9 protein-coding genes are annotated in these 12,644 nt (G+C 67.2%); 7 read left to right on the forward strand and 2 right to left on the reverse strand.

Annotated features, from left to right (window positions below):
- Nucleotides 1-25 precede the first annotated feature (25 nt).
- The 6 genes from ndk (at nt 26) to proB (ending at nt 7,962) form a co-directional block, all read left to right on the forward strand.
- Nucleotides 26-442, forward strand: a complete 417-nt coding sequence (gene ndk, locus ABZX86_RS13685; RefSeq protein WP_355123298.1) for a nucleoside-diphosphate kinase — start codon at nt 26-28, stop codon at nt 440-442.
- Nucleotides 443-943: 501 nt separating this feature from the next.
- Entirely contained in the window at nt 944-4,135 is a 3,192-nt protein-coding gene (locus tag ABZX86_RS13690; RefSeq protein WP_355123831.1) for a translation initiation factor IF-2 N-terminal domain-containing protein, read from the forward strand.
- A 362-nt stretch (nt 4,136-4,497) separates the two neighbouring features.
- On the forward strand, nt 4,498-4,809 hold the full coding sequence (rplU, locus tag ABZX86_RS13695; protein ID WP_067568881.1) for a 50S ribosomal protein L21: 312 nt from the start codon (nt 4,498-4,500) through the stop codon (nt 4,807-4,809).
- A 114-nt stretch (nt 4,810-4,923) separates the two neighbouring features.
- Nucleotides 4,924-5,190: a 50S ribosomal protein L27 gene (rpmA, locus tag ABZX86_RS13700; protein ID WP_327144477.1), complete on the forward strand. Its 267-nt coding sequence runs from the start codon at nt 4,924-4,926 to the stop codon at nt 5,188-5,190.
- Nucleotides 5,191-5,352: 162 nt separating this feature from the next.
- Nucleotides 5,353-6,807 carry a GTPase ObgE gene (gene obgE / locus ABZX86_RS13705; protein WP_327144478.1) on the forward strand — a complete coding sequence of 485 codons (1,455 nt, stop codon included), beginning with the start codon at nt 5,353-5,355 and terminating at the stop codon, nt 6,805-6,807.
- Between the two features lie 21 nt (nt 6,808-6,828).
- Nucleotides 6,829-7,962, forward strand: a complete 1,134-nt coding sequence (gene proB, locus ABZX86_RS13710) for a glutamate 5-kinase (protein ID WP_355123301.1) — start codon at nt 6,829-6,831, stop codon at nt 7,960-7,962.
- Here the strand turns inward: proB and ABZX86_RS13715 are convergent.
- Complete coding sequence (locus tag ABZX86_RS13715) at nt 7,952-10,345, reverse strand: DUF6585 family protein (RefSeq protein WP_355123303.1); 2,394 nt, start codon at nt 10,343-10,345, stop codon at nt 7,952-7,954. The genes proB and ABZX86_RS13715 overlap by 11 nt on opposite strands.
- 362 nt (nt 10,346-10,707) lie before the next feature.
- On the opposite strand from ABZX86_RS13715, the gene ABZX86_RS13720 reads away from it, so the two are divergent.
- A complete protein-coding gene (locus ABZX86_RS13720) occupies nt 10,708-11,226 on the forward strand; it encodes a DUF4254 domain-containing protein (protein ID WP_355123305.1) in 519 nt (172 codons plus the stop codon).
- Between the two features lie 254 nt (nt 11,227-11,480).
- Here ABZX86_RS13720 and ABZX86_RS13725 read toward each other — a convergent pair whose 3' ends face one another.
- Nucleotides 11,481-12,572 carry a methyltransferase gene (locus tag ABZX86_RS13725; protein ID WP_355123307.1) on the reverse strand — a complete coding sequence of 364 codons (1,092 nt, stop codon included), beginning with the start codon at nt 12,570-12,572 and terminating at the stop codon, nt 11,481-11,483.
- Nucleotides 12,573-12,644 lie beyond the last annotated feature (72 nt).

The following is a 12,644-nucleotide window of genomic DNA, read 5'->3' on the forward strand; positions in this document are numbered from 1 at the left end:
CCAACTTCCCAGCTACGGTATGCGCGTGACTGAGCAGACGTTGGTACTCATCAAGCCGGACGGCGTGGCCCGGGGCCTGATCGGGGAGATCATCACCCGGATCGAGCGCAAGGGTCTGAAGTTCGCGGCGCTCAAGCAGGTGAACGTCTCCGAGGAGATCGCCGCGGAGCACTACGCCGAGCATGCCGAGAAGCCTTTCTTCGGTTCGCTCATCGAGTTCATCACCTCCGGCCCGGTCGTCGCGGCCGTACTGGAAGGCCCCCGGGCCATCGCCGCTTTCCGCCAGATCGCGGGCGGCACCGACCCGGTCGAGAAGGCCGTTCCCGGCAGCATCCGCGGCGATTACGCCCTCGAGACCCAGTACAACCTGGTCCACGGCTCCGATTCGCCGGAGTCCGCCAAGCGCGAAATCGCGCTCTGGTTCCCCGAATTCACCCTCTGAGCAAACCTCACGACAGGTCCCGGCGCCCTGTACCGGTCGGTACGGGGCCGGGTCCGGCTGTGCTCCGATCCGCGACGCGTGACGCCCATAAGGGGTTCGTGGGCGCGGCGCTCCGAGGTCATGTGGGATACTGGCATCGGAAGTGGCCGCTGCCCGCCGTTTGCGGCAGGTGAGGGTCACATCTGATTGACACCACGGCACGACGGACGATCATCGCTGCCGCCGACGGCTTCAAAGACTCGGCTGTCGGGCGGCCCGCTGGATGAACGCTCGTGCTGTGGGGTTGAGCCAAACCACCCAGGCGCCACGTGACCAGTTAGCCCGAACGACGAAAAAATAGGTGATAACGGGCACGCGGCGCGCAGACCACTGATCTCGCGCCCATGGGCGCGAGGCGAAGACAGCGCCCCCGCGTCGGCCGCGTCACTCTCTCGAGGGACGCGCCCGGGGGCCCAAGGAGATTTCGTGGCCGAAAAAGAGCCGCAGGAAGCAACAACACAGGTGAACGCCGCAGGGGAGGCCGCGGACACACCCCCGGCTGCCGAACAGTTGCCGGAACGGATCCGCGTGCACGCACTGGCGAAGTTGCTGGGAGTCACCAGCAAACGAATCCTGGCCCACCTGACCGAGATGGGCGCCCAGGCCCGCAGCCCGCAATCGAGCCTGGATCGCACCGTCGCCGAGACCGTCCGCGACGCCTTCGGGCCCAGAGCCGTCGATCCGGCCCCCGCCACCGTCGACGAGGCCATCGTCAAGGGCGATGAGCTGGCCGCCGACGAACTGGCCGCCGAAGAGGTCGAGGTCGCGGAAGCCGCCGTGGTCTCCACCCCGCGCAAGCGCGCCCCCAAACTTTTCACCAGCCCGTTCCAGCAGCCGGAGCTCCCGGTCGAGGAGCCGGTGCAGTACCAGCCGTCGGGCCTGGTCGCCCAGCCGCTGTTCCAGTCGCCGGACTTCGCCGCCGCCGAGGAGGCCCGCCGCAAACTGCGGGCCGAGCGCAAGACCAAGGTCGAGGACAAGCCGAAGGCCGAGAAGGTCCAGGCCGAGGACAAGCCGCGCACCGAGGACAAGCCCCCGGCCGAGGAGAAGTTCCAGGCCGCCGAGAAGACCCGCGTCGAGCAGAAGACCAAGGTCGAGGCCAAGGTCGCCGAGGACAAGGCTGCTGAAGACACCTCTTCCGAAGAGGGCGACGACGAGCAGGACTGGGACGGCGAACAGCGCGGTGACGGCGCTTCGCGTCGCCGCCGTCGGGGCCGTCGCGGTCGTGGTCGTGGCCGTGGCGAACAGCATCCGGATGACGAGTCGGGCGAGATCGATCCGGAGATCGAGGATCAGATCCGGGCCGACGCCGAGGCCGAGGCCGAAGACTCCGAGGACGAGGACGACGATTCGGCCGTGCCGGAGGGCTCGAGCAGCCGCCGTCGCCGTCGCCGTCGTCGCCGCAAGGGTGGCGAAGAGGCCGAGCCCGAGGCCGCCGTCTCCGAGGACGATCCGCCGAACACCGTCGTGCACGAGCGGGAGCCGCGCAGCAAGCGCCGCGCCGCCGCCACCAAGGATGTCGACGAGGTGCAGGGCATCAGCGGGTCCACCCGCCTGGAAGCCAAGCGCCAGCGTCGCCGGGACGGTCGTGAGGCCGGTCGCCGTCGTCCGCCGATCCTGACCGAGTCCGAATTCCTGGCCCGCCGCGAGTCGGTGGACCGGGTGATGGTGGTGCGCGAGAAGCACTTCCAGGACCACCCGACCTCCACCACGCAGGTCGCGGTGCTCGAGGACGGCGTCCTGGTCGAGCATTTCGTGACCAGTACCGGTTCCGCGTCCATGGTGGGCAATGTCTACCTGGGCAAGGTGCAGAACGTGCTGCCGTCCATGGAGGCGGCGTTCGTCGATATCGGCCGCGGCCGCAATGGCGTGCTGTACGCGGGCGAGGTGAACTGGGAGGCAGCCGGTCTCGGCGGCCGGGAGCGCAAGATCGAGCAGGCGCTGCGCCCCGGTGACACCGTGCTGGTGCAGGTCTCCAAGGATCCGGTGGGCCACAAGGGCGCTCGCCTGACCACGCAGATCAGCCTGGCCGGTCGCTTCCTGGTGTACGTGCCCGGTGGCACCTCGACCGGTATCAGCCGCAAGCTGCCCGATACCGAGCGCAAGCGGCTCAAGGAGATCCTGCGCGATATCGTGCCGCAGGATGCCGGCGTCATCATTCGCACCGCGTCCGAGGGTGTCGAGGAGAACGAGCTGGCTCGCGATGTCGAACGGCTGCAGCAGACCTGGCGCACCATCGAGGAGCAGGCCAAGGGCGGCTCGGGTACGCCCAAGACGCTGTACGAAGAGCCGGACCTGCTGGTCAAGGTGGTTCGCGACCTCTTCAACGAGGATTTCTCCAAGCTGGTCATCGAGGGCGATCGCGCCTGGACGACCGTGGAGAACTACATCCGCACGGTCGCCCCGGATCTGCTGGTCCGCGTCGAGAAGCACGACAACCACGGCGTCGACGTGTTCGGCAGTCTCCGCATCGACGAGCAGCTGGCCAAGGCGCTCGACCGCAAGGTGTGGCTGCCCTCGGGCGGCACCCTGGTGATCGACCGCACCGAGGCCATGACGGTGGTCGACGTCAATACGGGCAAGTTCACCGGCGCCGGTGGGTCGAACCTGGAAGAGACCGTCACGCGCAACAATCTGGAGGCGGCCGAGGAGATCGTCCGCCAGATGCGGCTGCGGGATATCGGCGGCATGATCGTCGTCGACTTCATCGATATGGTCCTGGAGTCGAACCGGGATCTGGTGCTGCGCAGGCTGACCGAGGCCCTGGGCCGCGATCGCACGCGTCATCAGGTCTCCGAGGTCACCTCGCTGGGCCTGGTCCAGATGACCCGCAAGAAGCTGGGCACCGGTCTGGTCGAGGCGTTCTCCAGCACCTGTGAGCACTGCCACGGCCGCGGCCTCATTGTGCACAACTACCCGGTGGAATCCGCACCGGTGGAGGAGGGCGCCGCCCGTCGCGAGGGTTCGCGCCGTCGTCGCAAGGACCGCGGCAATGCGGCTCCGGAGACTCCGGCCGTGCCCGAGCCCGCCGCGCCTGTTGTCGTCGAGGAGACCGCGGAGAGCAAGGAGAAGGCCGCCGCCCGGCGTGCCCATCCGGTCGCGCTCGCCATGGCCTCGCATCACGATGAGGACATGGACGACGCCACGTACGCCGAGCACGCCCTGGCGAATGCCGCGGCCGCGGGTGCGGAAGCCGTGGCCGAATCGGCCGCGGCACGCTCCGCCGAATCCGAGGCGGTGCGTCCGGCCGAGCCCGCCAAGGCTTCGACCAACGGAACCTCCTCGCACACAAGCGAATCCGAGGCCGCCGCGGATGCCGTGGTCGCCGAGGATGCGGTCGTGGCCGCCGCCGAGGCCGCGGTGCAGGTCTCCGAGGCACAGGCCGCGGCTCCGGTCACCCGGGCGCCCGAGCCGGCGCCGGAGGTGGCCGAACCCGCGCAGCCCGCTCGCCGGGCGGGCCGCCGCCGGGTCGCTCGTGCGGTGACAGCTCCGGCCTCCGCCAGCGAGGGTGCGGTGTTCGTGCTCTCCAGTGCGGATCAGCCGCAGACCCCGGGCCTGTCCCTCGCGGATCTGGCCCCGGCCGAGGTGGCTCCGCGAACTCGTCCCCGCCGTCGGGCCGCTGGTCGCCCTGCGGGCGCTCCAGAGGGCGAGAACTGATCATCTGAGTCCGATCCCGGACTCTGTCGTGGCCCCGCCCGTACCTACGGCGGGGCCACGGCTGTTCCCCAGGCCAGGCCGGTTTCGTGAGTGTTCGTGCGCCCGGAACCCCCGGTTTGGACGCCCCGGCCGTGTCCTGTACTCTTGGACAGTCGCTGCCCCCGGCGACAGCGCTTGCTGTGCGGCATTATTCAGCCAGTAGCGCTGTGAGAACGAGGGCCGGTTCATGTGTGAACCACTGGCCCGAGGCGGCGGTGAATACCAGACCAGTCGTACGGCGGTTTCCGGTGCGAGCCGGAGGATCAGCCGTGTGAACACAGTGTTGATACAGCACTTGTAACAGGAAGAAGGGCAGCCGACCGATGGCAACGTACGCAATCGTCAAGACCGGCGGAAAGCAGTACAAGGTCGCGGTCGGTGACCTGGTGAAGGTCGAGAAGATCGAGGGTCTGCCGGGCACTTCCGTGTCCCTGGCGCCGGTGCTCCTTGTTGATGGCGCCGAGCTGACCACCGATGCTGACAAGCTGGCGAAGGTCTCCGTGTCCGCCGAGGTCGTCGAACAGACCAAGGGCCCGAAGATCCGCATCCACAAGTTCAAGAACAAGACCGGCTACCACAAGCGTCAGGGCCACCGTCAGAAGCTGACGGTCCTGAAGGTCACCGGCATCAAGTAATCCGACTTGGGGTTCGTCACCCCCGATATGAGCGGTCAGGCCCGGAGGCGGCAGCCTGCGTAACCATGTAGGGCCCCGCTCATATCGCAAAATACACTGCACGAGGAGTTTGACATGGCACATAAGAAGGGTGCATCCAGCTCGCGCAATGGTCGCGATTCGAATGCGCAGCGACTCGGCGTCAAGCGTTTCGGCGGCCAGGTCGTCAAGTCCGGCGAGATCCTGGTTCGCCAGCGTGGCACGCACTTCCACCCCGGCGTGAACGTCGGCCGTGGCGGCGACGACACGCTGTTCGCCCTCGAGGCGGGCTCGGTGCAGTTCGGCACCAAGCGTGGTCGCAAGACCATCAACATCGTGGTTCCGGAGCCGGTGTCGGCCTGAGCCGCACTGGAGCTAATCCACACGCACTTCGCGACGCGGGTCAGGGTGATCAACCCTGGCCCGTTTCGTTATTTCCACACCGTGCTGTTTTCAGAGTCACACGTCGGCCACCCTGGCCGTGCGATAGCGATCCGACTGTCCTGAAGGAGGATGATCACCGATATGTCCAAATTCATCGACCGTGTCGTATTGCACGTACATGCGGGCAAGGGTGGGCACGGATGTTCCTCGGTACGCCGAGAGAAGTTCATGCCGCTCGGCGGACCCGATGGCGGTAACGGCGGTAATGGCGGGGATGTGATCCTCGAGGTCGACGGCAATATCCACACCCTGCTGGATTTCCACTTCCATCCGCATGCCCGTGGTGGCAACGGCAAGCCGGGTGAGGGCAACGACCGCAGCGGCAAGCGCGGCGAGGGCCTGGTCCTGAAGGTGCCGGACGGCACGGTCGTGATGAGCGCCGACGGCGAGATGCTGGCCGATATGGTCGGCGTCGGCACGCAGTTCGTCGCCGCGCTGGGCGGCCGGGGCGGGCTGGGCAATGCCGCGCTGGTCTCGAAGGCGCGCAAGGCGCCCGGTTTCGCGCTGCTCGGCGAGGACGGGCAAGAGCGGGATCTGGTTCTCGAGCTCAAGTCGGTCGCGGATGTGGGCCTGGTGGGCTTCCCGTCGGCCGGTAAGTCGTCGCTGGTTTCGGTGCTGTCGGCCGCCAAGCCGAAGATCGCCGACTACCCGTTCACCACACTGGTGCCGAATCTCGGTGTGGTGCAGTCGGGTGACACCACTTTCACCGTGGCCGATGTGCCCGGTCTGATTCCGGGCGCGAGCGAGGGCCGCGGTCTGGGACTCGATTTCCTGCGGCATCTGGAGCGCTGCGCGGTGCTGGCCCATGTGGTGGATTGCGCCACCATGGATCCGGGCCGTGATCCGATCTCCGATGTGGATGCGCTCGAGGCCGAGCTCGCCGCCTACAAGCCGGCGCTGAAGGCTGATGCCGAGCTGGGCGATCTGGCCGATCGTCCGCGCGTGGTGATTCTGAACAAGTCCGATGTCCCCGATGCGGCGGAGCTCGCCGAAATGGTGACCCCGGAATTCGAGAAGCGCGGCTGGCCCGTGTTCGTCATCTCTGCGGTGAGCCGGGATGGCTTGCGGCCGTTGACCTTCGCGCTGGCGGACCTGATCAAGGAATACCGCGAGCTGCACCCGAAGGCCGAGGCGAAGCGCGCGGTCATCCGCCCGATCATCAAGGGCGACACCGGTTTCACGGTCATTCGCGATCCCGAGGTCGAGGGTGGCTTCCTGGTCAAGGGCGAGCGCCCCGAGCGCTGGGTCGCGCAGACCCAGTTCGACAACGAAGAGGCCGTGGGCTACCTGGCCGATCGCCTGGCTCGCCTCGGTATCGAGGAGGAGCTGGTCCGGCTGGGCGCCGAGCCGGGCGCCCCGGTGACCATCGGCGATTACTTCTTCGATTGGGAACCGCAGATCTCCGCCGGTGTGGAGGTCATGATGACCCGTCGCGGCGCGGATGCGCGCCTGGATCAGACCGAGCGCATCGGTGCGGCCGAGCGTAAGCATGCTTCGCGTGCGCGCCGTGGCCTGGTGGGCGACGAAGACCAGTAGTTCGAACAGAGGTGTGGTGCAGTGAGTTCGAGTATCACGCGGGTGGATTCGGGGCTCAGTGATGCCCGCCGCGCGATCGCGACGGCGCGCAGTGTGGTCGTCAAGATCGGGTCCTCCGCGCTGACGAGTCTCGAGGGCGGGCTGGAGACCGACCGCCTCGATCGGCTGGCCGATGCGGTGGAAGCCCGCATGCGCGCCGGATCCGATGTGGTGGTGGTCTCCTCGGGTGCGATCGGCGCGGGTATGGCGCCGCTCGGATTGTCCAAGCGCCCAAAGGATCTCGCGACCAAGCAGGCGGCGGCCAGTGTGGGTCAGCTGGCTCTGGCGCACGCCTGGGGCAACTCCTTCGCCCGCTACGACCGGGTGGTCGGGCAGGTGCTGCTGAGCGCCGGTGACTTCGGCCGGCGCGAGCATCACCGCAATGCGCAGCGCACCCTGGATCGGCTGCGCTCGCTGCACGCCATTGCCGTGGTGAACGAAAACGACACTGTCGCAACGGAAGAGATTCGCTTCGGCGATAACGACCGGCTGGCAGCCCTGGTGGCGCACCTGGTCGGCGCGGACGCGCTGATCCTGCTCTCCGATGTGGACGGCCTCTACGACGGCGATCCCCGCAAGGGTGCGGCCACTTTCATTCCGGAGGTGCGCAGCAGCGCCGATCTGGATGGCGTGATCGCCGGTAGCGGTGGCGCTCTGGGCACCGGCGGCATGGCCTCCAAACTCTCCGCCGCCCGGCTGGCGGCCGATGCCGGTGTGCCGGTACTGCTCGCCGCCGCCTCCGATGCCGCCGCCGCCCTCTCGGGTGCGACCGTCGGCACCGCCTTCGCTGCCCGCCCGGTTCGCCTGTCCGCCCGCAAGTTCTGGGTCCGGCACGCCGCCGACAGTCACGGCGCGGTGCACATCGACGCGGGTGCGGTGCAGGCTGTCGCCGACCGTCGCCGCTCTCTGCTGGCCGCCGGAATCACGAAGGTGGACGGCCGCTTCTACGGTGGCGATGTCATCGATCTCATTGCGCCGGAAGGCCGTATCGTCGCTCGCGGTGTGGCCGCCTACGACAGCGATGAGCTGGAATCGATGAAAGGCCGTTCCACGAGCGACCTTTCGGACGGCATGCAGCGTCCTGTCGTGCACGCCGACGATCTGGTCAAGCTTTAGCCGAAACTCGTAGCCGCTCCGCGATTTCCAGGAAGATGAAGACGTTCGGAATGGCGCTCACAGTCACCTTCGTCAGCGAAAGCCACTGTCCGGCAACGCGGATCGAGACGAATCCCTTCTGAACCCGCACTTCCTGGATATCGCGCCACGGTACCGCTTGCCCGTGTGCGGTCACCGCGTTCCGATTCAGCGTGATCGACCCGAAGGTGAGTGTCTGACCGGCATCGGCGGCCGCGAGCGCGCCGGGTAGTTGTGCCGCGGTCACCCGGTCCTGGATTGCCGGGCCCCACTGTGCGGCATCGGTGAAGTCTCCGGTGACCAGATAGCTGTCACCGCCTGGATCGGTCAGCTGGTAGCGGTAGGTCATCGAAACGCCGGTTTCGGTCCCGTACATCTTGTGCGAGGTCCGGACGATGTCCTGGAGCACCGTTACCGTGTCCCAGCGAAAGACGCTGGTGTCGGCGCGGCTGAGGATCACCACGCCGTGCTCGAAAAGGCTCAGCTTGGCATCTTTGAATCCGGTGCCCGTGGTCTTGCTTCCTGCGTATTTCGCACGCGCCACCGTATGTCGTGGCGCGGTGATCAAGCGCTTCACCTTGGCGAATACGATCACTGCGGCGAAGAGCGCCAGGACGGCGAGTGCTCCTGTCACGCCGTTCGTCACGCCGCTCGCGATGACGATCCCCGCCACGATGGCGATCGGAATGCCGTAGATCCATACCGGTGAGCCGCCGTGCCAGCGGTGCGGGTGCGTGGAGAGATGCTGTCCGAGTCGGTGATTCGCGGCCGCTGCGGTGATCAGGTCGGAAGGCTGTTGGCGTGGAGGCAGATTCGATGTTCGGGGTGGGGCAGCGCTGGACTGCCTCTCCCGGCTGGTTCCGGTGTCCTGGTCCGGGTGCAGTTCGATCTCGGCCGACAGGCCGAGGGGCTTCGGAATCGGGGAAGGGTGCTCACCGCCGACGGTCAGCGATTGCTCCAGTCCTGATCCGGGATCTTTTGCGGTGACGACAATTTGGCCGTTGGCGTCGATATCGGTGATGATCTCGATGCGAGGTGTGCCGCGTGGCGCGGGTGCCAGACCTTCGAGGCGCAGGACGCCGAGCGGCTGATTGCTCGCCGCGCGTTCCCGCTCGGCTTCGAAGATATCGATGGATACGGAGGTCTGACCGTCGGCAACCGTGGTGACGAAGGCCGAACTCTTGGTGGGGAGGGTGGTGTTGGCCAGGAGTATCTCGGCGAATCCGCCTCCCCGGGTGGTGATTCCGAGGCCCATCGGAAGGGCGTCCAACAGGAGCCGGTCCCTGACCGCACCGTTGCGGATGCCGGCCAGGACGGCCGCGCCGATGGCGACGGTCTCATCGGGGTGCATCCCGCGGAACGGGTCCCGGCCACCGGCCAATTCCGTGACCAGTGCGGCGAAGGCGGGCATGCGGCTCGCGCCACCGATCGGAACTACACGGTCGATGTCGTGGAGCGTAATGCGCGCCTCCGCCAGCACTTTGGTGATCGGTACGCGGCACCGATTCAGCAGATCGGCGGTGAGCTCGAGCAGCTCGGAGCGATTCAGCGTCTCCGAGAGGAAAACGTGATTGCCCTGGGTGTCGGTGGTGATGAACGGTAGCTCGACCGTAGTGCTCGAGATGCTGGAGAGTTCGACCTTCGCGCGTTCTGCTGCCGTTCGGAGCCGTTGCAGTGCAAGTGAATCGGTGCTGAGATCGATTCCGGTGCTCACCCGGAACTTGTGCACGAGGTGTTCGACGATGCGCTGGTCCCAGTCGACCCCGCCGAGGAAGTTGTCGCTCGCGACTGCGCGCACTTCGACGACACTCGCACCTATCTCCAGCACTGCGACGCTGAAAGTACCTGCGCCGAGGTCCAATACGAGCGTCGTCTCGTCTCGTGGGTCGGTCTGCACGGCATAGGCGAGTCCGGCCAGGCCCGCCTCGCCGACGATTCGCGGTGCGCCCAGTCCCGCCAGCGTGCAGGCTTCCGCGGTGGCCCGCCGTTCGGCCGCACCGAAATAGGACGGCACCGAGATCACCACATCGCTGATCTCCTCACCCAGTTGGGCTTCCGCGTCGCGCTTGAGTTTCATGAGCACGCAGGCGGCGATTTTCGGTGCGCTGAAGGTTCGACCCCGGTCGGTGAATTGCCATGTGGAGCCGAGGTGCCGGCGCACCGAAGCGACTGTGCGACCGGGGTTCAGCACGGCGCGGTCGACAGCCTGCCGCCCGACGAGCACCCTGCCGTCATCGGTGAAGCTGACCACCGATGGTGTGGATTGCGCCCCCTCCGCGTTCGCGACAATCCTGGGCCGGCCGTTCTCGAGGACGCAGACGACCGATGTGGACGTACCCAGATCGATTCCCACCGTGCGCGCCATAACTGCCCCCTGTGCCAGTGATCTTGTGCGACAGCGACTGTGTCACAGATGGGAACGGGGCGACAACGCGAGAATGCGGCGGGCCAACAGGTGACCATCGCGGACCGGTCGGTCTCCTTTATCACCTTTGACCGCGTGTCGGGGCGGCGCGGCGCGCGAGGGGCACCGGAAGGCCATGGAAAGGGCAGTGGGCGGGCGCGATTTGCGGGGCATTCTGTAACTGCACCCGGCGCCGCATCGAGATGTGCCCTTCGCCGATAGCGGTTGCCTGGATCCGGCGCGGTCCGCCCTTGCCGCGCCGGGCTCGCGGTCCAGTGGCCGCCCGCGGCGCCGGGTGCGCCCGCACCGCCGTGGAGGTACGCATGTACATACCGCAACCGGACGACAGCCGGCTGTCGTGGGCGAATGGCCGTGACAATGTCTTCGTACCTCGCCCCCTACTCCCGGACTGGCATGAACTGCTGGCCGCGTTCTGCGGCCACATCGGGGATCAACCCGACGATCATCAGGTGACCCGCTGGGCCCGGGGCCTCGCCGAATTGCATCTGGAGCGCCGGGAACAGCCCCGGGACGCCGGCGGCATCGACGAGCTCCGCGCGCAGACAGTCACTTTCATCGACGACTGGGTGGCCAAGCGGGCGCGGCGCGGAGTAGTGCGCGGCGAATCGCTCGGCGCCGTCGTCGATGTGATGGCCGCCGCGCATGTGCACGCCGTGTCTCTGCTCAAGACGGCGGAGAAGGTGTCCGATCACGAAGTGCACGCGGCCTGGTACCGGCTGGCGAAGATGGCGGACGGCTGGACCGATCAGGCCGTGCGGGTCCTGGGATCCCAGGAACGCCGAAACTCGCCTGCCTACCCACGACTTCAGCGTCCGGCGTGAGAGCGACCCTGCGCTGCCTCGACTTCAGTGACCTGCGGTGTATTCGCTTCTGAGCTGCGCGCGCAAGGCAGCGACGGGAGCTGTGGGGATGAGCGGCCCGGTGACTTCGGAGTGCCGGGTCGGGTGCGGTGGCGTGGTGCTGGAACCCTTTGGTGCGGCGGTTATCCGAGGATTCCGGTGCTGTGCCGATCGTGCCCATACGAGCGGTGATCGGCGCAAGGGGGCCGATCACCGTTCGGGGGTGGGGATTTCGGTCAGGGTGCCGGGCGTGCCTCGAGGATGACATCCGGTGCGGCGGTGGGGACAACGCGGGTGAGGGTGAATCCGCTGCGGGCCAGCAGATTTCGGAAGTCGGCCTCGGTCCGTTCGCGGCCGGTGGCATTGACCAGCATCTCCAGATCGATGAACTTTCCGGCATGCGGGCGGTGGTGTTCGGGCAGCACGATTTCGATGATCAGCACGCGGGCAGCGGGTTCCATGGCGCTGCGCACGGTGCGCAGAATACGTTCGGCTTCCTCGTCGGACCAATCGTGGATGATGTGCTTGAGGATGTAGGCGTCGCCGCCCTTGGGCACCGACTCGAAGAAGGATCCGGTGTCGACGGTGAGCCGATCCGCCAGTCCCGCACGCTGTACCGGCAGCGCCGTCACCACCGCGGGCAGGTCGAAGATGACGCCCCGGGTCATGGCACTGCGCTGCAGGATCTCGACGAGCAGGCTGCCCTCGCCCCCGCCGATGTCCACGAGCGTCCCGAAGCGCCCGAAATCGTATGCGGCGAGCAGTGGTTCGGTGGACAGCGTGCTGATGCTGGTCATGGCGCGGTCGAACAGTTCGCCGATATCCCGGTGCGCGGCGGCGTATTCGAAGAATCCCATCCCGTCCAGCGCCAGGCCGACCGCGTGGCCGGTGCGCACCGCATCGGCGAGGTGCGTCCAGTGATTGCGGTGGTACTCGGATCCGAAGAACAGGAACAGGTCTCGCAGCGTCACCGGGGAATCGCTGCGCAGCGCCTGGGACATCCCGGTGAGCGCATATGACCCGTCCCGCTTCTGGGCGAAGATATCGAAGCTGATCAACAGCCGCATCAGCCGCCGCAGCCCGTCCTCGTTCACCTCGATCGCACGGGCCAGCTCGGCCGGCGACCGCGGCCCCTCGACGAGCGCGTCGGCAATGCCGAGCTGGGCGGCGGCGTGGATCGCCTGCGTCAGGAATCCGGTCATCTGCAGTTCGAGAATGGCGATATGCCCGGGCACCAGCCGTCGATGCAGCGCGGCCAGCCCGTCGCGGAACAGTCCCAGTGCCCGCAGCAGGGGCAGTGGCGGAATCTTGGATAGTGCGGACGCCATGGTGGACTCCAGCGGTAGGCGGCAGCGCGGATAGCTGGAGCCTACGCGGGTGCGCAGGCTCCAAGCGCGTTC

The organism is Nocardia sp. NPDC006630 (genome assembly GCF_040611495.1).
Lineage (GTDB): Bacteria > Actinomycetota > Actinomycetes > Mycobacteriales > Mycobacteriaceae > Nocardia.